The sequence below is a fragment of the Pseudomonas sp. SWRI154 genome (assembly GCF_014268645.1).
GTDB classification, from domain to species: Bacteria; Pseudomonadota; Gammaproteobacteria; order Pseudomonadales; family Pseudomonadaceae; genus Aquipseudomonas; species Aquipseudomonas marvdashtae.
The window spans coordinates 80,914-105,267 of sequence record NZ_JABWQW010000022.1 but is presented as its reverse complement, the minus strand read 5'-3'; the positions used below and the strand labels follow the sequence as shown (position 1 = coordinate 105,267).

Genomic DNA, 24,354 nt, shown 5'->3' with positions numbered 1-24,354 from the left:
GGCCAGCGCGGCTATCCCGGCATCCATGCCGGGATGCCCACTGCGCAATGCCTGCGTTCGGCCATCGTGGTTAACGGGGCGCCGAGATCAAACGTCCGCCGCGAGGCGGCCTGATAGCCGACCTGGTTCTTGATCGGGACCGCGTTTCTCCAGCGCGAGCTTGCTCGCGATGGCGGTGGGGCTATGAGCTGGCCTTCACTCCCACATGAAAAAACCTTTTTCCTGAGCAAACAACAACCCGTGGCGAGGGAGCTTGCTCCCGCTCGGCTGCGCAGCAGTCGTAAAAAACGACCTGCTGTTTCCCAGATGCATCTTGCCGAATGGTTTTGGGGCTGCTCCGCAACCCAGCGGGAGCAAGCTCCCTCGCCACGGGAGAAATGCAGTCCCACCCAAACCAGGTCGGCTTTCAGGCCGCCTCGCGGTGGACGTTGATCTCGGCGCCCCGTTAACCACGCTGGCCGAACGCAGGCATTGTGGAGTGGGAACCTCGGCATGGATGCCGAGGTAGCCGCGCTGGACCATGGATGGTCCTTCGCGGCGGGCCCACGGAGCAATGCCGGAGTGAGGGCATGCCGAGCCTAGGCGAGGCACCGAGTGGTGGGGCAAAAGCGTTTTGCTTACTTTTACGCTTCATAAAAGTGAGCCGTCGTAAGGACGGAACCATAAGCAGCCGTGACCTAAACAACGGATATACATACAAAAATACCTACGCCCCACAATCCGTCATCCCAAGGCTACGGAGTCTTGCGCCATTGCCTACAACTACGCCAGAATCCGCCGGCTTGTGCGCCTTGGCCCTGGGCTCTAACGTTTGCGGGTCGCTGTCAGTTCAGCGATCGGGTTTAGCAGCCTGGACAAATCCTAGACGTACACTCCCCAAATGCGTGAGCAGGCTTCAGCGCCTGCGCATCTATGTCATGGCGGTTGTGCGTGGGAGACCTTCGGGTCTGCCGGGTTCTAGGGTCCCGGTCTGCTAACCCGCGTACAGTCGCCACCCTCCTCGTTTAGCAGCGATATCTGGCGGCTCCATAACCCTAGGAGCGTCAACCATGTACAAAGTGACACCCAACCCACCAGAACCAGAAACCGACCCCAAGAAACTCCAGGAAGCCACCGACCGCGCGCTCGATTACTACCTGAAACCCGAACAGAACAAACCCAGGAACAAACAACCGTCAGACCCGCTCTTCACCGTCGTCGACGGCATCGACACCGAAAGCCTGCTGGCCAACCTCAGCGAAACCCTGGCCTCGGCCGATGCCATGATCAACGACCTTGCATTCGACCTTGAAGGCTCCCGGCGCCAAGTTGCGCTTGGCATCTTGCAACTGATCGAGCTGAGCGGTTTGCTGGCAAACCGGATGCTGGATAACGTCAATCCACAACACTGACCACACCGCGTACCGTGGCGCGAAGGCTCGTCCCGCTGGAGAAACGCGTCCACACAAAACCAGGTCGGCTATCAGGCCGCCTCGCGACGGATGTTGATCTCGGCGCCCCGTTAACCACGCTGGCCGAACGCAGGCATTGTGGAGTGGGCATCCCGGCATGGATGCCGGGATAGCCGCGCTGGACCATGGATGGTCCTTCGCGGCGGGCCCACGGAGCAATGCCGGAGTGAGGGCACACCGAGCCTAGGCGAGGTGCCGAGTGGTGGGGCAAAAGCGTTTTGCTTACTTTTACGCTTCATAAAAGTGAGTCGCTGTAAGAGCGAAACCCTAAGCAGCCGTGACCTAAACAACGGATATACACACAAAAACACCTACCTCCCACAATCCGTCATCCCAAGGCTACGACGTCTTGCGCCATTGCCTACAACTACGCCAGAATCCGCCGGCTTGTGCGCCTTGGCCTTGGGCTCTAACGTTTGCGGGTCGCTGTCAGTTCAGCGATCGGGTTTAGCAGCTCGGCACACTATCAAGGCACGCAGCTCCGCTTCATGGCGGCTGTGCGTGGGGCACTTCGGTGCGCCGGGTTCCTTGATTCCTGGTCTGCTAACCCGCGTACTGCCGCCACCCTTCTCGTTTAGCAGCGATGTCTGGCGGCTCCATCAATCAAGGAGCGTCAACCATGCACAAGGTCACACCCAACCCGCCAGAACCAGAAACCGACCCCAAGAAACTCCAGGAAGCCACCGACCGCGCGCTCGATTACTACCTGAACCCCAAACAGGCCAAATCCGAGAAGAAACCGTCGCCAGGCCAGCTCTTCACCGTCGCCGATGGCATCGACACCGAAAGCCTGCTGGCCAACCTCAGCGAAAACCTGGCCTCAGCCGACGCCATGATCAGCGACCTTGCCTTCGACCTGAAAGGCTCGCGCCGCCATATTGCCCTTGGTATTCAGCAACTGATCGAGCTGAGTGGCATGTTGGCAAACCGAGCATTGGACAACGTCAATACACAACCCTGACCTTGCCACGGGCGGAGATCAAAAACCCATATAACGCCAAACAAAAAGCCCCGCTTCCTTCCAGAAGCGGGGCTTTTTGCGTATCAGGCCATCAAGCCAGTTGAGGCTGTACGCTCACCGGCTGAAGCGGCAGCAACGGTGCATGGGGGTCGGCCTTCACCGATTCACGCCACGCCGCCAACCACTCGGGATGCGCCTCGCTCCAGACCTGCTCATGCAGACGGGACAAGGCCACCGGATCACTCAGCAGCGCCAGTCGCTCGGCGTTGTTGAGCCCCTCGGGGCCGACCTTCAGGGCGTGACGAACGCGTTCGACCCGCAGCCATTCGATCGGCTCGGCCTGGCCGTGACGCGAAGTCGCCAGCGCATACGCCAAGGCATTTTGTTGCGGGTCGACCACTGCCCGGATGAAGCCGTCGTTCAGTGCATGCCAACGGTTTTCATGGGTGTACTGGTCAGTCGACAGCAACTCCTGCGGCGGTGCGTATTCCTCAGGAATCAGGAACAGGCTTTCATCACGGGATTTCAAGCCCAGGCCCACGCGGCTGGAGATCACCGAGACCGGGATCGACAGCATCAAGGAGCCCACGATCGGCACCAGCCACCACAGGAAGCTTGGGTTCAGCCAGATCACCAGCAAGGCCCAGAAAAAGCCCAACAGGGTTTGTGGACCGTGGCGCTTGACCGCTTCGCTCCATGGCGTGGAATCGTCGTCACGTTTCGGCGAATTCCAGGTCGCGGCCCAGCCCAGGAAAGCAGCAAGGACGAAGCGAGTGTGGAAAATCATCCGCACCGGCGCCAGCAACATGGAGAAGAACATCTCCAGCAGCATGGACAGAGTCACCTTGAACTTGCCGCCGAATTCCTTCGCGCCTTTTGCCCAGATCAGGATGATGCTCAAAAGCTTGGGCAAAAACAGCAACACGATCGTGGTGGAGAACAGCGCGATGGCTTTTTCCGGATGCCACTGCGGCCATAGTGGATACAGCTGGCGTGGCTCGAGGAAGTACTGCGGCTCCATCAGCGTGTTCACTGCCAGCAGCGCGGTGGACAGCACCAGGAAGAAGAACCACAGCGGTGCCGACAGGTAAGACATCACGCCGGTCAGGAACACCGCACGGTGCACCGGGTGCATGCCCTTGACCAGGAACAGCCGGAAGTTCATCAGGTTACCGTGGCACCAGCGACGGTCACGCTTGAGTTCGTCCAGCAGGTTCGGCGGCAGCTCTTCGTAGCTGCCCGGCAGGTCATAGGCAATCCACACGCCCCAGCCGGCACGGCGCATCAGCGCGGCTTCGACGAAGTCGTGGGACAGGATCGCTCCGGAGAACGCACCTTTACCGGGCAACGGCGCGAGGGCGCAGTGATCGATAAACGGTTTCATGCGGATGATCGCGTTATGGCCCCAATAATGGGATTCGCCCAACTGCCAGAAGTGCAAACCGGCCGTAAACAGCGGACCGTACACCCGAGTAGCGAACTGCTGCATGCGCGCATACAGCGTATCCATGCCCGAGGCACGTGGCGCGGTCTGGATGATGCCAGCGTCCGGCGTGGCTTCCATCAGCCGTACCAGGCTAGTCAGGCATTCGCCGCTCATGACACTGTCGGCGTCGAGCACGACCATGTACTTGTAGTCGCTGCCCCACCGACGGCAGAAGTCGTCGAGGTTGCCGCTCTTGCGCTTCACGCGGCGACGGCGACGACGGTAGAAGATCTTGCCGAAGCCACCGGTTTCACGGCAGACGTCCATCCAGGCTTGCTGTTCGGCGACACAGATATCGGTTTCGTTGCTGTCGCTGAGTATAAAGAAGTCGAAGCGATCCAGGTCACCCGTGGCCGCGACGGATTCGAAGGTGGCGCGCAGGCCGGCGAATACCCGTGGCACGTCCTCGTTACAGATCGGCATCACCAGCGCAGTGCGGGCGTCCTTGGGAATCGGCTCATTACCGGCGCTGGCGCCGGAGATACGGTACTTGTCGTGTCCGGTGAGCAGTTCGAGAAAGCCCATCAACGCGGTCCAGAAACCCGCCGATACCCAGCAGAACAAGATCCCGAACAGAATCAGGATGCTGGTTTGCAGCGCATACGGCAGCACTTGCGTGGCCGTTTGCAACAGCGGTTGATGCAGGATTTCGTCCAGGTCCACCAGCGACCAGCCCTGGTACGGCATGATGCCTTTCATGTACCAGCCGGCAACAATCGTCTGGCCGAGCATCAGGATCAGCAGGATGTAGCGGCGGATCGAGCCCACGGTACGCCAACGCGCGTGCGGCAATACGCGCTCGTCCTTGGGCGGTTTCGGCGGGTTGGTGCGGCCAGTCAGGCGGCGCCAGGCGCGCACCAGGATATTGGTGCGCCACGGCTCCGGTACGACCTTGGTCCGACGAATTGGCGGAGTCGCCTTCAAGCACACGCGGCCGCTGGAATCGAGGGCCAGCATTTCGGCTTCCTCGAGTTCCTCGGCAGTGCTCAACGTCAGGCGACGGCCCACCGAGGCTTGCGCCGCCTCGTTGGGTGCATCGAATGTCGAAGAAGCCAGGCGCTCGTGCAATTCGCTGAAAGACTTGCAGCCCGCCAGCTCGGCGCGCTGCTCATCGGTCATCGGCAAATGGGCCAGATACTCACTGAGAGATTCTGGTTGTACGGACGTATTACTCATCGGCAGGCAACTGGTAGCTCCAGGTCTCGGTCAGGACTTGCTCAGTCTGTTCCGGTTCCTGTGGGGTTGGGGTCGGCTCGGCAGCGGCGGTGGACGCCTTGACGGCCTTGGCTTCTTTCTGCTCGCCGGCTTGCTCGTTGGCTTTGTCTTTTTCGCTCTGCTGCTTGGCGACCTTGTCGGCCTTGGCCAGGGTCGTCACCGAATGCGAGGTGGCTGGCAGCTCGACAGGAACCAGAGGGCGGACCAACGCGGCACGCATCTCGGTCGCCTTGCTCGGATCCTTGATCTTCAAGCGCAGCGTCAAGCGCCAGCCCTTGGTTTCAGGGTTGTAGCGCACGCTGTTCTCGACGATCTCGCCGTTGTCGCCAATGCTCACCTGGCTACGCACATCGGCGTCTTCAGGCAGGGCTTGCAGGGACGGACCTTCGAAATCCACCAGGTACGCCACGCTGCCGTCCGGCTGACGGATCAGGTTGGACTGCTTCACATCACCCGTGGAACGCAGGGTCTGCTTGACCCAGGCACTGTCTGGCGAGTGCAGGCTGGCCTCGTCGAGTGTCCAGTGCAGGCGATAGGCAAAGTCCAGCGGCTGACCTGGCTCAGGCAGTTTTTCCGGGCTCCAGAAAGCAACGATGTTGTCGTTGGTCTCGTCGGCTGTCGGGATCTCAACCAGGTCGACGGAGCCCTTGCCCCAATCGCCTTTCGGCTCGATCCAGGCACTTGGGCGTTTTTCGTAGCGGTCGTCGAGATCTTCGTAGTGGCTGAAATCGCGGCCGCGCTGCAGCAAGCCGAAACCACGCGGGTTTTCTACCGAGAAGTTGCTCACGGCCAGGTGTTTCGGGTTGTTCAGCGGACGCCAGATCCACTCGCCGTTGCCGGCATGGATCGACAGGCCGCTGGAGTCATGGAGTTCACGACGGTAGTTCAGCACCTTGGATGGCTGGTTGGCGCCGAACAGGAACATGCTGGTCAACGGGGCGATGCCCAGCTTGTTGACGCGATCACGCAGGAACACACGGGATTTGACGTCAACAACCGTGTCGGTGCCCGGACGCACGGTCAGGCGATAGGCGCCGGTGGCCCGTGGCGAGTCCAACAGGGCGAAGATCACCAGGTGCTTGTCGGTCGGTTTCGGACGCTGGATCCAGAACTCGCGAAAGCGCGGGAATTCCTCACCGGATGGCAACGCGGTGTCGATGGCCATGCCGCGGGCGGACAAGCCATAAACCTGACCCTTGCCGATAACGCGAAAATAGCTCGCGCCCAGCATGGTCATGATTTCGTCTTGCTTGTCGGCCTTGTTGATGGGGTACAACACGCGGAAACCGGCGTAGCCCAGCTGTTCGGTAGCCTTGGGATCGAACTTGACGTCGCCGAAATCGAAACGTGTCGGGTCGTACTTGATCTCGTCGACAGTGGTCGCGGTGATTTCGTTGATCTTCACCGGCGTATCGAAATGCATGCCCTGGTGATAGAAGGACAACCGGAACGGGGTCTTCTGGTCGGCCCACTCAGCTTTTTCGGTGCGGAAACGGATTTTCTGATAATCGGCGAATTTCATTTCGCGGAATTCGTTCGGCAGATTGCTGCGCGGGGCTTCGAATTTCTGCCCGGCCAGTTCTTGTGCCTTCGCCGATACATCATCCAGGCTGAATGCCCACAGTTGGCCCGCGCCAAACAGGCACAACAGGGCGGAGCCCGCTACCAGAGCGTTTCTAAACCGTTTGGCAGTCATTTTTGGTGCATTACAGGGACTAACAATCACGAGCAACCCTCGCCGAAAACAGATCAAAAAACCAACGGCCAGATAAAGTATCTGCACGGTAACGGCGCTGAAAAACCGTTCCTGCGGACCACTCTTGCCAAGTTGGCGAGCATTGTTCCGACTCCGATGGGACAAAATGATTCCCCAAACGGTTCAGGACAAGTCTCTACCTAAGTCAAATGGACCAGCGAACGCTGGTCCCCCGTAGCGCGCGATTATCTAGTAGGCCGCGTGACAACGCATCAGGGCTAGCAAAGTATTTATCGAGAAAACTCCGTGTTTTGACTCGAAACCGGACCGAAAAGATGTTTCAAACGCTTTCAGACCTGTAACAGAAAGGTTACCGGGCCATCATTGACCAGATGCACTTGCATGTCGGCGCCGAATCTACCTGATGCCACGGTGCCATGCACCTGTTTCGCCTGGCTAAGTAGATAGTCGAAGAGTTCTTCACCGAGCGCAGGCGGCGCGGCGGTCGAAAAACTCGGACGCAGGCCGCTTTTGGTGTCCGCCGCCAAGGTGAACTGCGACACCAGCAGCAATCCCCCCCCGACATCCGCCAGGGACAGGTTCATCTTGCCCTCGGCGTCGCTGAACACCCGGTAGTTAAGCAGCTTGTGCAGGAGTTTGTCGGCGTTGGCCCGGGTATCTCCAGGCTCGACGGCAACCAGTACCAGCAAGCCGTGGTCCACGGCCCCGACGATCTCGCCAGCGACTTCGACCCGGGCACCGCGAACCCGCTGCAACAGCCCCTTCATGCTTCTTCGGGTGGCAAGTCGAGCAGGCGCCGGGCCATTTGCGCGGCGGCGCGCACCAGCGCATCGGTAATCCCTGGCTCCGAAGCGGCGTGACCGGCGTCGCGGATCACCTGCAGTTCGCTGTTGGGCCAGTTCTGGTGCAACTCCCAGGCATTGTCCAACGGGCAGATAACGTCGTAGCGGCCATGGACGATGACGCCCGGCAAATGGGCGATCTTGCCCATGTCGCGAATCAGTTGGTTGGGTTCGAGGAAAGCATTGTTGGTGAAGTAGTGGCATTCGATCCGGGCGATCGACAGTGCGCGCTGCGGCTCGGAGAAGCGATCGACCACCAGCGGGTTCGGGCGCAGGGTCGCGGTACGGCCCTCCCAGGTGGACCAGGCCTTGGCCGCGTGCATCTGGGCGATCTGGTCGTTACCGGTCAGGCGCTTGTGGAAAGCGCTGAGCAGGTCGTCGCGCTCGTCCAACGGGATCGGTGCGATGTAGTCCTGCCAATAGTCAGGGAACAAGCGACTGGCGCCGGCCTGGTAGAACCACTCGATTTCCTGCGGACGGCAGAGAAAAATCCCGCGCAAGATCAAGCCGTGCACCCGCTCCGGATGGGTCTGGGCGTAGGCCAGCGCCAGGGTCGAGCCCCAGGAACCGCCGAACAGCACCCATTTTTCGATGCCCAGGTGCTTGCGGATGCGCTCGAGGTCTTCGACCAGATCCCAGGTGGTGTTGTTTTCCAGGCTGGCGTGAGGGGTCGAACGACCACAACCGCGCTGGTCGAAAGTGACAATGCGGTACAGGTTCGGATCGAAGTAGCGGCGGCTCTGTGCATCGCAACCCGCCCCAGGGCCGCCGTGAATGAACACCACCGGTAGGCCTTCCGGCGAACCGCTTTCATCGACATAGAGGGTGTGGGTGTCATCGACAGCCAGATCGTGCCGGGCATGGGGTTTGATCTGCGGGTACAAAGTCTGCATTGCGCGCTCCGTAAGGGGTCGAGTCATCCCTGTGGGGACTTCTATTTAGTCTGCCGTCCGGCATCATAAACCCGAATTACCTGAATGAGCATGCCCCCTGCGCAGTCAAAGCGTGTCAGCCAGGAACGCCAGCAGCGTGCGATACAGCTGATCGACCTCTGGCACCTGGCCTCGGGCGCGCAGGCAACCGTGGACGAGGCCTTCTCCGACATAGAGTTGCGAGGTGACTCCTGCGGCGTTCAGCCGCTCGCTGTAGAGGACACCGTCGTCGCGCAGCGGATCCCATTGGGCGACGGCGATCAGCGCCGGTGGCAGGCCTCCCAGGTCATCGGCGAGCAATGGCGCGGCATAGGCCGAGGGTTGCGCACTCCGCAGGTACAACGCGTCATAGCGTTGCAGATCGTCGCTGCTCAGGAGCGGCGCATCGAAACATTCATTGCGCGACGGCAAATGAGCAGGACCGCCGAGCGCCGGGTAAACCAGCACCTGAGCCTTGGGCAGAGGCCGGCCTGCATCGCGCAAGGCCAGGCACAACGCAGCGGCGAGGTTGCCGCCGGCACTGTCACCGACCACCACCCTGCGACGTGGATCGATGGCAAATGGTGCGTCCGCCAGGTGGCACCACACCGCAAAACAGTCTTCGAAACCGGCCGGGAACGGATGCTCCGGGGCCAGCCGGTAATCGACCGCCAACACCAACGCGCCAAGCTCAACTGCCAATTCCATGCAGATGAAGTCGTGGGAATCCAGATCCCCCACGACCCAGCCACCGCCATGCAGATAGAGCAAGCACGGCCAGCCGGCAAGCGGCGGCGAAGTTCGCGGGTGATAGGCCCGCACGGCTACGCCGGCCAACTGCAAATCCTCGACCGCAAGCGTTGGCGGACGCGGCGGGGTGAATGCCCGGCACATTTGACTGTAGGCCTGGCGCGAACCGTCGAGACTGTCGTCCGGGCTGGTGAAGCTCAGGGTTTTGTCGATGAAGGCGGACATTGCCTGGGAGAGTGGGTAGGCCATTGTGATTTGCCGTGGAATGCCAAGGTGTAGCCCGGGGCTTTTGTGGCTTTTGTGGCTTTTGTGGCTTTTGTGGCTTTTGTGGCTTTTGTGGCTTTTGTGGCTTTTGTGGCTTTTGTGGCGAGGGAGCTTGCTCCCGCTCGGGTGCGCAGCGCCCGTTTTTTTTTGGGGCTGCTCGCAGCCCAGCGGGAGCAAGCTCCCTCGCCACAGGGATTATCAGTGTCCAGAAGGTTGTGTCAGTTCTTTAGACTGGCCTGCACCGCCGCCACGCCATCCTTGCCATCGTAGCTGGTGACGCCGGCGAGCCAGCGCTGCAGGTCTTCGGGATGCTCGCGCAGCCATTGCCGGGCGACCTCCTGAGGCGTCTTGCGCTCCATGATCGGCACCATCAACTGGCTTTCCTGGGCTGCGGTGAAGGTGAGGTTTTCCAACAGCCGGTTCACATTCGGGCAACGCTGGGCGTAGTCTGGCGCGGTCACGATGGAGACGGTCGCGGCACCTTCATTGGGGCCATAAACGTCTTCGCTGCCAGTCAGGTACGTGATGTTCATGTTGATGTTCATCGGGTGCGGGGTCCAGCCGACAAAGACTACGAACTCCTTGCGATTGACCGCCCGCTGCACCGCCGCCAGCATCCCCGCCTCTCCGGATTCGATCAGTTTGAAATCCTTGAGGCCGAAGTGGTTGGTCTCGATCATGGTCTTGATGGTGGTGTTGGCGCCGCTGCCCGGCTCGATGCCGTAGATCTTGGCGCCGAGCTGATCCTTGAACCGGGCGATGTCGGCAAAGGTCTTGAGCCCCGCCGCCGCCACGTAGTCCGGAACGGCCAAGGTGGCCTGGGCATCGGCCAGGCTCGGCTTGTCCAATACCTTCACCTGATTGGCGGCCAGGAACGGGGCGATGTTCTTGTCCATCGCCGGTTTCCAATAGCCCAGGAAGATGTCGAGGCGCTTGTCGCGAATGCCGGCGAAGATGATCTGCTGTACGGCGCTGGTCTGCTTGCTTTCGTAGCCCAGCCCGGTGAGCAACACGTCGGCCATGCCGCTGGTGGCGATCACGTCGGTCCAGTTGACTACGCCCATGCGCACGGTCTGGCAGGACGCCGTCTCGGCGGCCATCACACCGAAGTTCAATAGAACGGTACCGCAGAGGATCGACAGACAGCGTTTGAACAGTCTTTTCATCGCAAGGGTCTCGGCGGCAGCGGATTGTTATAGGTCGGTGTCTTTGCGCACCGTGCCTGGAACATTACGCAGCGTCGAGGGGGCGCAGATGAACTGTGGCGACTCGGTTTTGCACGGTGGCGACAGGTTGAGGGGCTTGAAATGCTTTTGTGGCGAGGGAGCTTGCTCCCGCTCGGTTGCGTAGCGACCGCAAAAAAGCGAGGGCGGCTTCGCCCGAATCGTCGGACCGTCCCAGCGGGAGCAAGCTCCCTCGCCACAGAAGCTGACTCGCCATAAATTAGCGTTTATGGGTCTTTTGTCCCCACGCCAGGAAACCTTCCAGTAACTCCCTGAGCACCACCTGGGTCGGCGCCGCCAGGTCGGGGCGGTAGTTGAACGGCTCGAACTCTTCCATATAGGTGCTCTGGCACAGTTCCAGTTGCACCGCGTGAATGTCCTGGGCCGGATTGCCGTAGTGCCGCGTGATGTGTCCGCCCTTGAAACGCCCGTTGAGTACGTGGGTGAACCGGTCGTGGCGGGCGCAGATGGCTTCGAGTTGGCTGGCCAGGGTCGGGGCGCAGCTGGTGCCGTTGAACGTGCCGAGGTTGAAGTCTGGCAGCTTGCCGTCGAACAAGTGCGGGATCACTGAACGGATCGAGTGGGCATCGAACAGCAAGGCATAGCCGAACTCGGCCTTGAGCCGTGCCAGTTCCTGCTGCAGTGCCTGGTGGTATGGCATCCAGACCTGTTGCAGATACGTCGCCCGCTCCTCGGCCGACGGCTCCAGGCCTTCGCGGAACAACGGCACGCCATCGAACAATGTCGCCGGGTACAAACCGGTGGTGGCGCCGACGTACATCGGCGTGTCGTCGGCAGGACGATTCAGGTCGACGACAAACCGCGAGTACTCTGCGGCCAGGGTGCTGGCGCCCAGCTCATCGGCGAATTCGTACAGCCTGGGGATGTGCCAATCGGTGTCCGGCAGGCTCTGGGCCTCGGGGATCAACCCGGCCTTCACCGCCGGCGTCAGGCGCAGGCCCGCGTGGGGCATGCTGATCAACAGCGGCACGCGCCCTTGCTTGAAACTCAGGACCTTTTCCACAACCACTCTCCTCAATCGATTTCGACGCCGTGACGCACGACGCGTTTTTCCAGATCGCCACCGAGCCAGTACGCCAGATCGGCCGGGCGCTCGATGTGCCAGGCGACGAAATCCGCGACCTTGCCGGCTTCCAGCGAACCGTGGGTGCTCGCCATACCCAAGGCCTGTGCCGCATGAATCGTCGCCCCCGCCAGCGCTTCCTCCGGGGTCAGGCGCAGACAGGTGCAAGCCATGTTCAGCATCAGGCGCAGCGACAACGCTGGCGAGGTGCCGGGGTTGAGGTCACTGGCTACGGCGATCTTTACGCCGTGCTTGCGCAAGGCATCCATGGGCGGCAGCTGGGTTTCGCGCAGGAAATAAAACGCCCCCGGCAACAACACCGCCACGGTACCGGACGCGGCCATGGCCTTGGCGTCGTCCTCGGTCATGAATTCCAGATGATCGGCCGACAGCGCCTGGTAACGCGCCGCCAGGCTGGAGCCATTGAGCGACGACAATTGTTCGGCGTGCAGCTTCACCGGCAGGCCCAGCCGTTGCGCGGTCAAAAATACTCGTTCGACTTGTTCCGGGGAAAACGCCAGGTATTCGCAAAAGGCATCCACCGCATCCACCAGCCCCTCGGCGGCCAGGGCCGGAAGCATCTCGGCGCAGATGTGCTCGATGTAGTCATCGGCGCGATCCTGGTATTCCGGCGGCAACGCGTGAGCGGCCAGGCAGGTGCTGCGCACGCTGACCGGCAGTTCGGCGCCAAGGCGGCGGATGACCCGCAGCATTTTGCGTTCACTGGCGAGGTCCAGGCCGTAGCCGGATTTGATTTCCACCGTGGTCACGCCGTCACGCATCAGGCTTTTCAGGCGTTTGGCGGCGCTGGCGAACAGTTCGTCTTCACTGGCCGCCCGAGTGGCGCGCACTGTGCTGGCGATACCGCCACCAGCAGCGGCGATCTCGGCGTAGCTCACGCCTTGCAAGCGCTGTTCGAACTCACCGCTGCGGTTGCCGCCGAACACCGTGTGGGTGTGGCAGTCGATCAACCCCGGCGTGACCCAGGCGCCGTTGAGGTCGTTGACCGTCGGGTAGTCACCCGCCGGCAATTCGGCGCGCGGGCCGATCCAGTGAATGTGCTCGCCCTGGGTGACGATGGCGGCGTCTTCGATGATCGAGTAGACGCCCCTGGCCATGGTGGCGGCGTGGCAGTTTTGCCAGAGGGTTTTCATTGACGTCCTCCGTCAGAGCGGGACACAGAGCATCCCATGAGGCATTCCCACGCAGAGCGTGGGAACGATCGGATCAGCCTTGGAAACTCGGCAGCAATTGCGCGGTGACCAATGCATTCAGGCACCGACTCGCCAGCAACTCACTGGCCGCATTAATGTCCGGCGCAAAGAAGCGGTCCTTCTCATAAAACGGCACTTCTGCACGCAGCAGGGCCCGGGCCTGTTCCAACTTGGCGGAGGTTTTCAAGCCGCCGCGCAGGTCCAGCCCCTGGCACGCCGCCAGCCACTCCACCGCAAGGATCCCGCGGGTGTTCTCGGCCATTTCCCACAGGCGCTTGCCGGCGGCTGGGGCCATGGAGACGTGATCTTCCTGGTTGGCCGAGGTCGGCAGGCTGTCCACCGAATGAGGATGGGACAGCGCCTTGTTTTCACTGGCGAGGGCCGCTGCGGTCACCTGGGCGATCATGAAGCCGGAGTTCACCCCGCCATTGGCCACCAGGAACGGCGGCAGTTGCGACATGTGCTTGTCCATCATCAACGAAATGCGCCGCTCACTCAGGGAGCCGATCTCGGCGATCGCCAGGGCCATGTTATCGGCGGCCATCGCCACCGGTTCGGCGTGGAAGTTGCCACCGGAAATCACGTCCCCCTCGGCGGCGAATACCAGCGGGTTGTCCGACACGGCATTGGCCTCGATCACCAGCACCTCGGCGGCCTGGCGGAATTGGGTCAGGCAGGCGCCCATCACTTGCGGCTGGCAACGCAGGGAGTACGGGTCCTGGACCTTGTCGCAGTTCTGGTGCGAATCGGACACTTCACTGCGCTCTCCCAGCAGATCGCGATAGGCCGCGGCGGCATCGATCTGGCCTTTCTGGCCACGGGCGGCATGGATGCGTGCATCGAATGGCGAACGCGAGCCAAGCACCGCCTCCACCGTGAGGCTGCCCAAGGCCAGGGCACCGGCAAACAGGTCTTCGCCTTCGAACAGGCCACGCAGGGCGAACGCGGTAGAAACCTGGGTGCCATTGAGCAGCGCCAGGCCTTCCTTGGCGGCCAGGGTCAGCGGTGCAAGGCCAGCGACTTTCAGCGCCTCGACAGCCGGCAGCCATTCGCCTTTATAGCGGGCCTTACCCTCGCCCAGCAGCACCAGGGACATGTGGGCCAGCGGCGCCAGGTCACCGGACGCACCGACCGAACCCTTGAGCGGAATGTGCGGGTAGACCTCAGCGTTGATCAGCGCAATCAGCGCATCGATCACCTGCCGACGGATACCGGAAAAACCCCGGCTCAGGCTGTTGACCTTAAGCACCATGACCAAACGCACCAGCGCATCGCTGATCGGCTCGCCGACACCGGCGGCATGGGACAGCACCAGGGAGCGCTGGAGGTTTTCCAGGTCCTCGCTGGCGATGCGGGTCGAGGCCAGCAGGCCAAAACCGGTGTTGATGCCATAGGCGGTGCGATTCTCGGCGAGGATTTGTTCCACGCACGCGACACTGGCTTCGATCTGTGCCGACGCGCTTGCGTCGAGGCTCAAAGTGATCGGTTGCTGATAGATGTCACGCAATTGAGCCAGGCTCAATTGGCCGGGAATAAGGTTCAAGGCAGTCATGTATTGCTCCTTTTGAGAGTTTGTTTTTTCACCCGCCAGTCGCTCCGGAATGTTCCGTTATCCGTCACCTTCGCTTTGGGCGATGCCTTGTGGGCTATAGGTGCCTTGGCACGCTGGCGCTATTTTTCGATCAATTCAAATTCGGTAAAACACTGTGCAGCACGTTCGGGTCTTTGAGCAGCCCGGCGGCGGCAGCGATGTCCGGCGCCAGCCAGCGGTCCTGGTCGTAGGCCGGAACGCGCTCGCGCAGCAGTTTCCAGGCAATGTCGGTTCCGGCGCCGAAGCGCTGCTCCTTGAGAAATTCAAAGGCCTGGGCCGCCAGCAGGTATTCGATGGCGAGGATCTGTGTGCAGTTTTCCAGCGCCCGGTGCAGCTTCAGGGCCGCGTTGGTGCCCATGCTCAGGTGATCTTCCTGCAAACCGGAGGTGACGAAATTGTCCAGCACCGCCGGTTGCGCCAACTGGCGATTTTCCGCGCACAGCGACGCAGCGACGTATTGCACGATCATCATCCCCGAATTCACTCCGGGGTTGGCGACCAGGAAGGCCGGCAAGCCGCTGACGTGGGGATTGATCAGGCGATCGAGGCGGCGTTCGGCGATCGAGCCGATTTCCGCCATGGCAATCGCCAGCAGATCCGCCGCCAACGCCACCGACTGGCCGTGGGGATTGGCCTGGGACATGACCCGGAAGTTCTCCGGCGTGCCCAGCAGCAGCGGGTTATCGGTCACCGCGTTGAGTTCGGTCTCGATCTGTTGACGGGCGTGGGCCAACTGGTCGCGAGCAGCGCCGTGCACCTGGGGAATCGAGCGGATGCTCAAGGCGTCCTGGGTGCGAATGCCCAGGCTCGAAGCTATGACTTCGCTGCCGTCGAGCAACGCCCGCAAATTCACGCCAACTTGCTGCATGCCAGGGTGTGGCTTGAGGGCGACGATCTCGGCATCGAACGCGGCGATCTGCCCGCGCTGGGCCTCGAAGCTCATGGCGCCGATCACGTCAGCCCACTGCACCAGCCGCGTCGCATCGGCCAAGGCCAGGCAACTGAGGCCGGTCATGCACGGCGTGCCGTTGACCAGGCACAAACCGTCCTTGGCCCCCAGTTGCACCGGTTGCAAACCTCCGGCGGCCAGGGCCTGTTGCGCCGAGATTATTTGCCCGCGATAGCTGACCTCACCGACGCCCAGCAGCGCGATGCCGATGTGGGCCATGTGGGTCAGGTAACCCACCGAACCCTGGGACGGTACTTGCGGCGTGATGCCGCGATTGAGCAGCGCCAGCAGCGCTTCGACCACCCGACGATGGATACCAGACTTGCCCTGGCTGTAGTTGAGGATCGCGGCGCAGAGAATCGCCCGAGTCTGCTCATCGGAGAGCGCCGGGCCGACGCCACAGGCATGGCTGAGCAAGGTGTTGCGTGACAACTGGCTAAGTTGTTCGTCCTTGAGCGAGACATTGCACAAGGCCCCCAGGCCGGTGTTGATGCCATAGGCGCGCTCGCCGCTTTCGACGATGCGCTGGACGATGGCCTGGGCATTGTCGATCCGCGCCCAGGTCTGGGTCGACAGCTCGAGCACCGCGCCGAAGCGGGCGACGGCGACCACGTCCTGCCAGCGCAACGGAGCGCCGGTGATGATGATTTTTTCAGCCTGGGACATCTCAAACCTCATGGAAAATTCATTTCAGCATCACCGCTGGCTTAAGGCACAGCCTCTGTGGCGAGGGAGCTTGCTCCCGCTCGAGTGCGTAGCGCTCGCAAAATCTTGGGGCCGCTACGCAGCCCAGCGGGAGCAAGCTCCCTCGCCACAACAGCCTGTCAGCCAAAAATAGCTGTTGGCCTGCCACGTCATCCTCAAACCACCGCAGCCCGCCGCTGCACAAACCGATCGACATACTCATCCGCCGGCGAGTGCAGGATCTCCCGCGGCGTGCCGACCTGGATCAGCTTGCCGTCCTTGAGGATCGCGATGCGGTTGCCGATGCGCACGGCCTCGTCGAGGTCGTGGGTGATGAAGACGATGGTCTTGTGCAGGGTCTTTTGCAGCTCCAGCAACTGGTCCTGCATTTCCGCGCGGATCAGCGGGTCGAGGGCGCTGAAGGCTTCGTCCATCAGGATGATGTCGGTGTCCGCCGCCAACGCGCGAGCCAGGCCGACGCGTTGGCGCATGCCGCCGGAGAGCTGGTGCGGGTATTTGTTCTCGTAGCCTTTCAGGCCCACGGTGTTGATCCAGTGCAGGGCGCGCTCGGCGCACACCTGTTTGCTTTCGCCACGGACTTTCAAGCCGTAGGCGACGTTGTCCAGCACACTCTTGTGGGGCAGCAGGCCGAAGCTCTGGAAGACCATGCTGATCTTGTGCCGGCGAAATTCGCGCAAGGCCTCCATGTCCAGTTGCAGGATGTCTTCGCCGTCCACCAGGATTGCGCCGCTGGTAGGGTCGATCAGCCGGTTGAAGTGGCGCACCAACGTTGACTTGCCGGAACCGGACAGGCCCATGATCACGAAAATCTCACCGGTGCCGATGCTCAGCGACAGGTCGTTCACGCCAACCACGCAACCGGTTTGAGCCAGCACCTGGTCCTTGGTCTTGTTCTGGCGGATCAGCGCCAGGGCTTCCTTGGAGCGGTTGCCGAATATCTTGAAGACGTTCTTGACTTCGATCTTGCTGATGGCTGCGTTGCTCATTTGCTCACCTCATGCCGAGGACGACCATAGGCCTGGGTAATGCGGTCGATGACCACGGCGAGAATCACGATGGCCAGCCCCGCCTCGAGGCCGCGCCCGACGTTGAGGGTCTGGATGCCCACCAGCACGTCTTCACCCAAGCCACGGGCGCCGATCATCGAGGCGATGACGACCATCGACAGGGCCATCATGGTGGTCTGGTTGATCCCGGCCATGATGCTCGGTAGGGCCAGGGGCAGTTGCACGCCGAACAGCTGCTGCCAACGGTTGGCGCCGAAGGCGTTGATGGCTTCCATCACTTCGCCGTCCACCTGGCGGATGCCCAGGTCGGTCAGGCGAATCAACGGCGGCGCGGCATAGATCACCGTGGCGAAAATCGCCGGGACCTTGCCCAGGCCAAACAGCATCAACACCGGAATCAGGTACACGAAGCTCGGCATGGTCTGCATGATGTCCAGCAACGGCATTAGCACCGAACGCAGACGATTGCTGCGCGCCGAGAGAATGCCCAGCGGAATGCCGATCAACACCGAGATCAGGGTCGCCACCAGCATCAACGCGAGGGTCTGCATCAGCTTGTCCCACAGGCCCACCGCGCCCACCAGGAACAGCAGGCCGACGATCACCGCCGTGGCGACGACCTTGCGGGTGGCGTGCCAGGCAATGCCGCCGACAATCGCCAACATCAACCACCAGGGCGCCATGCGCAGCAACCCTTCGAGGTTGACGATGGCCCATAGCAGGGTCTCGGAGATGTGCCGGAACACATCGCCATAGTTGGTCACCAGGGAATCGACCCAACCGTTGACCCAGTCGGCGATGGAGAAGGTAAAGCTTTCGGGAAACATAAGAGACTCTCGATCAGGTGGATGCGGTGAACGTCCCGGCCAGCCCTGCGGTTGGCCGGGAAATATTCGACCTACAGAGCCGCGTCGATTTTCTTGGCAGCGTCTTCGCTGACCCAGGCATGCCAGACTTCAGGATGTTCCTTCAGGAAAATCTTCGCCAGTTTCGGCGACTCGATCCGCTCTTTGGCCATGCGGCCAAGGTTCTGGTTCAGGATATCGATCGGCAGATTGACCTTTTCCAGCACCGCCACCAATTCCGGGGCTTCGTCGTGGAAGGTCTTGGACAGGCCGACCTTGATGCTCACGCTCTTGTCCACGCCGGGTTTTTCTTCCAGTTTGACCAGGTCCACCTGGCCCATCAGCGGCGTTGGTGACCAGTAGTAGAACAGGATCGGCTCGCCACGCTTGTAGCTCGACAGCACCGCGGCATCCAGCGCTGGACCGGTGCCTGGACGGAAGTTGGTGTAGGTTTTTTCCAGGCCATAGCTCTTGAGCATTTCGCTGTTGTCCAGCTCACAGGTCCAGCCGGCCGGGCAATTGTAGAAGCGGCCCTTGGACGGTTCTTCCGGGTCCTTGAACACGGCGGCGTATTGGCCCAGGTCAGCGATGTTCTTCAAGCCCGGCGCCTTGGCTTCGAGCTTGCGCTTGGCGTCGCCTTCCACCACATAGCGCGGCACGTACCAGCCTTCGATGGCGCCCACCACCGGGGCACCGACGCCGACCACCTTGCCGGCCTTCTCGGCCTTGTTCCACACCTCGCTGCGGCCGACCCACTCTTCGGCGAACACCTGGATGTCGTTGCTGCCCAGGGCGTTCTCCATGGTGATGGAGTTGCCCGGCAGGCTGTCAGTCTTGCAGCCGTAGCCTTTTTCCAGCACCACTTGCATCACGTCGGTCAGCAGCATGCCGCTTTCCCAGTTCAGGCCGGCAAACTTCACCGGTTTACCCGACTCGCACCAACCGGCCGCTTGCGTGGCGCCGACGCTGGCCAGCAGGCCCATGGAAAGCAATGTGGTCAGCAGGGTCTTGTTCGACTTCATTATGTGACGCTCCTAATCAGTTGGATTGGCTTACGGCAGTCAAGAGGCATCCAGCCCTGTCAACGTCCCATCAGACCGCTTGGATGCGGCCCGCCCTGCTCGGTTGTGCGTCAACCGCGTCCTGCTCGACCGGCAGGATCAATTGATCGGGTACTGCGCTGTGCCACTTCCTCGCAAGGACGTAGTACAGCGCCGCCGGAACCACCAGGCCGATGATCCAGGAGATGTCCACACCGCCCATGGCCTTCACCAGCGGACCGGTATAGAACTTGGTGGCAATGAATGGCAGTTGAACCAGTACCCCGAAGACATAGACGCTGATGCCGAGGACGTTCCAGCGACCATAACGACCGTTCGGGTCGTTCAGTGCCGGCACGTCATAGCGCTCACGCGTGATGCAGTAGTAATCCACCAGGTTGATCGCGCTCCAAGGCGTGAAGAACGCCAGCAAGAACAAAATGAAGGACTTGAAGGCTCCCAGGAACGAATGCTGGCCGAGCAGCGCGATCAAGGTCGCAGCGCCGACGATGAACAGCACGAAGACCAGGCGCTGCACGCGCGTGACGTTCACGTGCCCGCGGAAACCACTGATGATGGTCGCGATGCACATGAAGCTGCCGTAGGAGTTCAGCGTGGAGATGGTGACCTTGCCGAACGCGATGCTGAAGTACAGCAGCGCAGCCGTGGCACCGGTTCCTCCCAGACCCACGATATAGGCCACTTCGTGACCGGCGAACTGCCCGTTGGCCGAGGCGGCGGCAAACACGCCGAGAATCATCGCCACCTGTGCGCCGACGACTGAACCGGCGCCGGCAGCGAAAAAGGTTTTCACCGAGGAGGTCTTGCTCGGCAAGTAACGCGAATAGTCCGCCACGTAGGGGCCGAAGGCGATCTGCCAGGAGGCCGCGAGCGACACCGCCAGCAGGAAACTGCTCCAGCTGAAATGGCGGATTTGCAAGAGTGCGCTCACGTCGGTCTGGCTGATCAAGCGAGCAAACAGGTAAACGAAGGCAATCACACCGATCACGCTGGCGACGCGGCCAATGAAGTGAATCACCCGATACCCGAGCACCGTGACCAGCACGATGACACTGGCGAAAATGAGGATGCCGACGCTGTCACTGACGCCAAACAACTGGCCCAGCGCCTGGCCGGAAAGCACGGTTCCGGTGGCGGTGAAGCCCAAGTACATCAGGCACACCAGCACGATCGGGATGGCCGCGCCATATACGCCAAACTGCACCCGACTGGAGATCATCTGCGGCAGGCCCAGCTTGGGCCCTTGCGCGGCGTGCAACGCCATGACGCCACCGCCGAGCACTTGGCCGATCAGCAAGCCGATCAACGACCAGAACACATCACCGCCCAGCACCACCGCCAATGCGCCGGTGACAATGGCCGTGATCTGCAGGTTGGCACCCATCCAGAGGGTGAATTGGCTTAACAGCCGGCCGTGCCTCTCCGCTTCCGGGATGTAGTCGATCGAACGTTTCTCGATCAACTTGCTGCTTGTGCGCGTGTTGGTGACAGCCATGGTTCAACCTCTGTGGATTGTTCTGGTTAGGGCAGTGCTTTCGGCGCGGGGTTACTTGCCCGTGATCATTGGCAGGTTCAGCCCCTGCTCCTTCGCGCAATCAATGGCGATCTGGTAACCGGCATCGGCATGACGCATGACACCTGTGCCTGGGTCGTTGTGCAGCACACGGGCAATTCGCTCGGCCGCTTCGTCGGTGCCGTCGCAAACAATGACCATGCCCGAATGCTGGGAGAAGCCCATGCCGACGCCGCCACCGTGGTGCAGCGAAACCCAGGTCGCGCCGCTGGCGGTATTGAGCAAGGCGTTGAGCAACGGCCAGTCGGATACGGCGTCGGAGCCGTCCTGCATGGATTCGGTTTCGCGGTTAGGGCTGGCGACGGAGCCAGAGTCCAGGTGGTCGCGACCAATGACGATCGGCGCTGACAATTCGCCGCTGCGTACCATTTCGTTGAAGGCCAGGCCCAATTTGGCGCGCTGGCCCAGGCCGACCCAGCAAATACGCGCCGGCAAACCCTGGAAACTGATGCGCTCGCGGGCCATGTCGAGCCAGTTGTGCAAGTGGGCGTCGTCGGGGATCAGTTCCTTGACCTTGGCGTCGGTCTTGTAGATGTCCTGCGGATCACCGGACAGCGCCGCCCAGCGGAATGGGCCGATGCCACGGCAGAACAGTGGACGGATATACGCCGGGACGAAGCCGGGGAAGTCGAAGGCATTTTCGACGCCCTCTTCCTGGGCCATCTGGCGGATGTTGTTGCCGTAGTCAAAGGTCGGCACGCCCATTTTCTGGAAGGCCAGCATGGCTTTGACGTGGACGGCCATCGATTGCTTGGCGGCCTTCACCACGGCGGCGGGTTCGGTCTTGGCGCGGGCGCGGTATTCGTCCCAGGTCCAGCCGGCCGGCAGGTAACCATTGAGGGGATCGTGGGCGCTGGTCTGGTCGGTGACCATGTCCGGACGCACACCACGACGGACCATTTCCGGCAGGATTTCGGCGGCATTCCCACACAGAGCAATGGAAATCGCCTTGCCTTCGGCGGTGTATTTCTCGATGCGCGCCAAGGCGTCGTCGAGGTCTTTGGCCTGCTCGTCGACGTAGCGGGTCTTCAGGCGGAAATCGATACTCACCTGCTGGCACTCGATATTCAACGAGCACGCACCGGCCAAGGTCGCGGCCAACGGTTGCGCACCGCCCATGCCGCCCAGGCCGGCGGTCAGGACCCAACGGCCCTTGAGGTTGGAATCGTAATGCTGGCGACCGGCTTCGACGAAGGTTTCGTATGTGCCCTGCACGATGCCCTGGCTGCCGATGTAGATCCAGCTGCCGGCGGTCATCTGGCCGTACATGGCCAGGCCCTTGGCATCGAGTTCGTTGAAGTGCTCCCAACTGGCCCAGTGCGGCACCAGGTTGGAGTTGGCGATCAATACGCGAGGGGCGTTGCTGTGGGTCTTGAACACGCCCACCGGCTTGCCGGATTGCACCAGCAGGGTCTCGTCGTCGTTCAGGTTGGTGAGGCTTTCGACGATCTTGTCGTAACACTCCCAATTGCGCGCCGCGCGGCCGATGCCACCGTAGACCACCAGTTCCTTGGGGTTCTCGGCCACTTCCGGGTCGAGGTTGTTCATCAACATGCGCAGCGGCGCTTCAGTCAGCCAGCTCTTGGCGGTCAGCGTATTGCCGCGAGGCGCGCGGATTTCAACGTCACGGTATTTTTCAGGTTTGCGGGTAGCGTCGGTCACAGCAAAAACTCCTCAGCGATCAATCCAGACCAGCCCGGGCAGTGGGCAGCGATTTCTACGAACGTTGCGTTGAATATCGATGACTCATACGCATACGTCTTTACTTGTATGTACAAGCATATGCAATCGAACGGCCAACTTATTGGAGAGGATGGTCAGGCGCGGTTGGAGAATCGACTGAAAGCCCTGTGGTTGAAGGGCTGCCGGGCTGCATGAAATTTTTCAGGAGGGTTTTTGAGAGGAAAGTCGAAGGGACAGAAAAGCGTGGTATTGCGCCATGCTGGGGCGTTCGGTAACAGGTTGGTGCGCGCAGAAGGAACAACGAGCACGCTTTTTGTGGCGAGGGAGATCCCGCTGGGCCGGTCCGACGCCTCGGGCGTAGCGGCCCCTATTTTGCGACTGCTGCGCAGTCGAGCGGGAGCAAGCTCCCTCGCCACAAAAGCTCTATAGCAGGGCGCCTTAGCGGGCCGTCAGCTCGATCACACAGCATTGGCCGTGGGTGGTGACTTCCAGCAGCCCGTTGTTACCGCTCAGTTGCAGGCAGTCATAAAGCCCCAGTGTCTCGACAGCTCCGTCAATCTCGACCCTCAGCGTCGGAACCGCACTGAACACCAACACCGTCCCGGCCTCGCCGAAGAACCGCTGCTGCCCACCCATCCACTGCAACCGCGCACGGTAACGCTGCGGCGCGTAGATCAGGTTGAAGTCGCGAATCGGTCCACCCAGCAATGTGCAGTGCACATGGCTCTCGCCGCTGAACGCGAAAGGATCCAGCGGATGCAAAGACCGCGTGGAATGGCCATCGACGTTGAGCGTCATGCCGTCACCCTGCAAGACACTGATGATTCGCTCATAACCGGCGAACGTGGAAAAGCCGCCTGACTCAGCGATATCGGCGATCGACAGGCGCCAGCCGAAACCTTCCAGGCCCGCGCCGGCATCGCGGGTGATCTCTTCAGTGCTGCCACCGCCATTCTTCCATGGCATGCGCGGGTACTGCGCGGCACGTAAAACCTTCACTTGGCTCATTTATGAAAGCGCCCTTCCAAGCTGTGACGGGAGCCCGGATGGATCAGCCGCGCGGCGGTCACTGGTTGGCGCCCGGACCAGGTGCGACGACGGATCAACAGGCACGGCTCGCCCCTTTCGATCTGCAACAACTTGCATTCGCTCGGTTCTGCAAGAATTGCCTCCACCACGTGCTCGCCTTCAGTCAGCGGCGCAACCTGATTCAGATAGGCGTAGGGGGTTTGTACGGTGAAATCCTGCTGGAGGTATTCCGGCGCCACCAGTGCGTTGACGAAACGGTCCTCGATTTGCACCGGGATGTCGTTCTCGAAATGCACGATCAGCGAATGGAACACCTTCTGACCTTCGCGCATGTCCAGGGCGAGCGCCCGTTCGGAACCGGCCGCCTCTTCTTCCAGGGTGATGACTTTGCAGGTGTGGCGATGGCCCCGGGAGGCGATCTCGTCGGCAATGTTGTGCACTTCGAACAGCGCGGACTGGCTCTTGGGTTCGGCGACGAATGTGCCGACACCTTGCATGCGAACCAACAGGCCATCGGCGGTCATTTCCCGCAGGGCGCGGTTGATGGTCATGCGGCTGAAACCCAACTGGCTGACCAGTTCGCTTTCCGACGGCACGCGGTAATGCGGCGGCCAGTTTCCACTGTCGATCTGCTGGGTGATCATCTGTTTGACGCGGGCGTACAAGGGCGCCGGACTGTCACCCATGTGTGCGGCCAGCGGCGGTTTGGCAGGCGGAGTCGGCACGGCGGTTCCCTGTTCTGCGGATAAGGTTGCTAGCTTGCCGGAGTTTACCGGCCAGGCAAACGTCTGTA

Annotated in this window: 19 protein-coding genes; 2 read left to right on the top strand and 17 right to left on the bottom strand. The window is 61.5% G+C overall.

Annotated elements, in window-relative coordinates:
- Positions 1 to 1,049: 1,049 nt before the first annotated feature.
- Positions 1,050 to 1,391 carry a DUF6124 family protein gene (locus HU806_RS19140; RefSeq protein WP_186613311.1) on the top strand — a complete coding sequence of 114 codons (342 nt, stop codon included), beginning with the start codon at positions 1,050 to 1,052 and terminating at the stop codon, positions 1,389 to 1,391.
- Between the two features lie 679 nt (positions 1,392 to 2,070).
- Complete coding sequence (locus HU806_RS19135) at positions 2,071 to 2,412, top strand: DUF6124 family protein (protein WP_186613309.1); 342 nt, start codon at positions 2,071 to 2,073, stop codon at positions 2,410 to 2,412.
- Between the two features lie 91 nt (positions 2,413 to 2,503).
- Here the strand turns inward: HU806_RS19135 and mdoH are convergent, their stop codons facing one another.
- The 17 genes from mdoH to hutC all read right to left on the bottom strand — a co-directional run bounded on the left by mdoH (position 2,504) and on the right by hutC (position 24,247).
- The gene (mdoH, locus tag HU806_RS19130; RefSeq protein ID WP_186613307.1) at positions 2,504 to 5,074 is read right to left on the bottom strand and encodes a glucans biosynthesis glucosyltransferase MdoH; all 2,571 of its coding nucleotides are present in this window, start codon (positions 5,072 to 5,074) and stop codon (positions 2,504 to 2,506) included.
- Positions 5,067 to 6,809: a glucan biosynthesis protein G gene (locus HU806_RS19125; protein WP_189672513.1), complete on the bottom strand. Its 1,743-nt coding sequence runs from the start codon at positions 6,807 to 6,809 to the stop codon at positions 5,067 to 5,069. The genes mdoH and HU806_RS19125 overlap by 8 nt, the downstream gene beginning before the upstream one ends.
- Positions 6,810 to 7,159: 350 nt before the next feature.
- Positions 7,160 to 7,597, bottom strand: a complete 438-nt coding sequence (dtd, locus tag HU806_RS19120) for a D-aminoacyl-tRNA deacylase (RefSeq protein WP_186613303.1) — start codon at positions 7,595 to 7,597, stop codon at positions 7,160 to 7,162.
- Positions 7,594 to 8,565: a prolyl aminopeptidase gene (gene pip / locus HU806_RS19115; RefSeq protein WP_003196909.1), complete on the bottom strand. Its 972-nt coding sequence runs from the start codon at positions 8,563 to 8,565 to the stop codon at positions 7,594 to 7,596. The genes dtd and pip overlap by 4 nt, the downstream gene beginning before the upstream one ends.
- Positions 8,566 to 8,670: 105 nt before the next feature.
- Positions 8,671 to 9,582 carry an alpha/beta hydrolase gene (locus HU806_RS19110; RefSeq protein ID WP_186613301.1) on the bottom strand — a complete coding sequence of 304 codons (912 nt, stop codon included), beginning with the start codon at positions 9,580 to 9,582 and terminating at the stop codon, positions 8,671 to 8,673.
- Positions 9,583 to 9,815: 233 nt separating this feature from the next.
- Complete coding sequence (locus HU806_RS19105; RefSeq protein ID WP_186613299.1) at positions 9,816 to 10,763, bottom strand: choline ABC transporter substrate-binding protein; 948 nt, start codon at positions 10,761 to 10,763, stop codon at positions 9,816 to 9,818.
- Positions 10,764 to 11,040: 277 nt separating this feature from the next.
- Entirely contained in the window at positions 11,041 to 11,844 is an 804-nt protein-coding gene (gene hutG / locus HU806_RS19100; RefSeq protein WP_186613297.1) for an N-formylglutamate deformylase, read from the bottom strand.
- Positions 11,845 to 11,855: 11 nt separating this feature from the next.
- Positions 11,856 to 13,058, bottom strand: coding sequence for an imidazolonepropionase (hutI, locus tag HU806_RS19095; protein WP_186613295.1), 1,203 nt, complete (start codon positions 13,056 to 13,058; stop codon positions 11,856 to 11,858).
- Between the two features lie 73 nt (positions 13,059 to 13,131).
- Positions 13,132 to 14,670 carry a histidine ammonia-lyase gene (gene hutH / locus HU806_RS19090; RefSeq protein WP_186613294.1) on the bottom strand — a complete coding sequence of 513 codons (1,539 nt, stop codon included), beginning with the start codon at positions 14,668 to 14,670 and terminating at the stop codon, positions 13,132 to 13,134.
- 130 nt (positions 14,671 to 14,800) lie between these two features.
- A complete protein-coding gene (gene hutH / locus HU806_RS19085) occupies positions 14,801 to 16,324 on the bottom strand; it encodes a histidine ammonia-lyase (RefSeq protein ID WP_186613292.1) in 1,524 nt (507 codons plus the stop codon).
- Positions 16,325 to 16,518: 194 nt separating this feature from the next.
- Entirely contained in the window at positions 16,519 to 17,349 is an 831-nt protein-coding gene (locus HU806_RS19080; RefSeq protein WP_186613290.1) for a quaternary amine ABC transporter ATP-binding protein, read from the bottom strand.
- Positions 17,346 to 18,197, bottom strand: coding sequence for an ABC transporter permease (locus HU806_RS19075; RefSeq protein ID WP_186613288.1), 852 nt, complete (start codon positions 18,195 to 18,197; stop codon positions 17,346 to 17,348). The genes HU806_RS19080 and HU806_RS19075 overlap by 4 nt, the downstream gene beginning before the upstream one ends.
- A gap of 71 nt (positions 18,198 to 18,268) precedes the next feature.
- A complete protein-coding gene (locus HU806_RS19070) occupies positions 18,269 to 19,237 on the bottom strand; it encodes an ABC transporter substrate-binding protein (RefSeq protein WP_186613285.1) in 969 nt (322 codons plus the stop codon).
- Between the two features lie 70 nt (positions 19,238 to 19,307).
- Entirely contained in the window at positions 19,308 to 20,771 is a 1,464-nt protein-coding gene (locus HU806_RS19065; protein ID WP_186613284.1) for a purine-cytosine permease family protein, read from the bottom strand.
- Positions 20,772 to 20,822: 51 nt separating this feature from the next.
- Entirely contained in the window at positions 20,823 to 22,511 is a 1,689-nt protein-coding gene (gene hutU, locus HU806_RS19060; protein ID WP_039592729.1) for a urocanate hydratase, read from the bottom strand.
- Between the two features lie 459 nt (positions 22,512 to 22,970).
- On the bottom strand, positions 22,971 to 23,540 hold the full coding sequence (locus HU806_RS19055; protein ID WP_186613282.1) for a HutD/Ves family protein: 570 nt from the start codon (positions 23,538 to 23,540) through the stop codon (positions 22,971 to 22,973).
- Complete coding sequence (hutC, locus tag HU806_RS19050) at positions 23,537 to 24,247, bottom strand: histidine utilization transcriptional repressor HutC (RefSeq protein ID WP_186613319.1); 711 nt, start codon at positions 24,245 to 24,247, stop codon at positions 23,537 to 23,539. Before hutC ends, HU806_RS19055 begins: the two co-directional genes overlap by 4 nt.
- Positions 24,248 to 24,354: the final 107 nt, after the last annotated feature.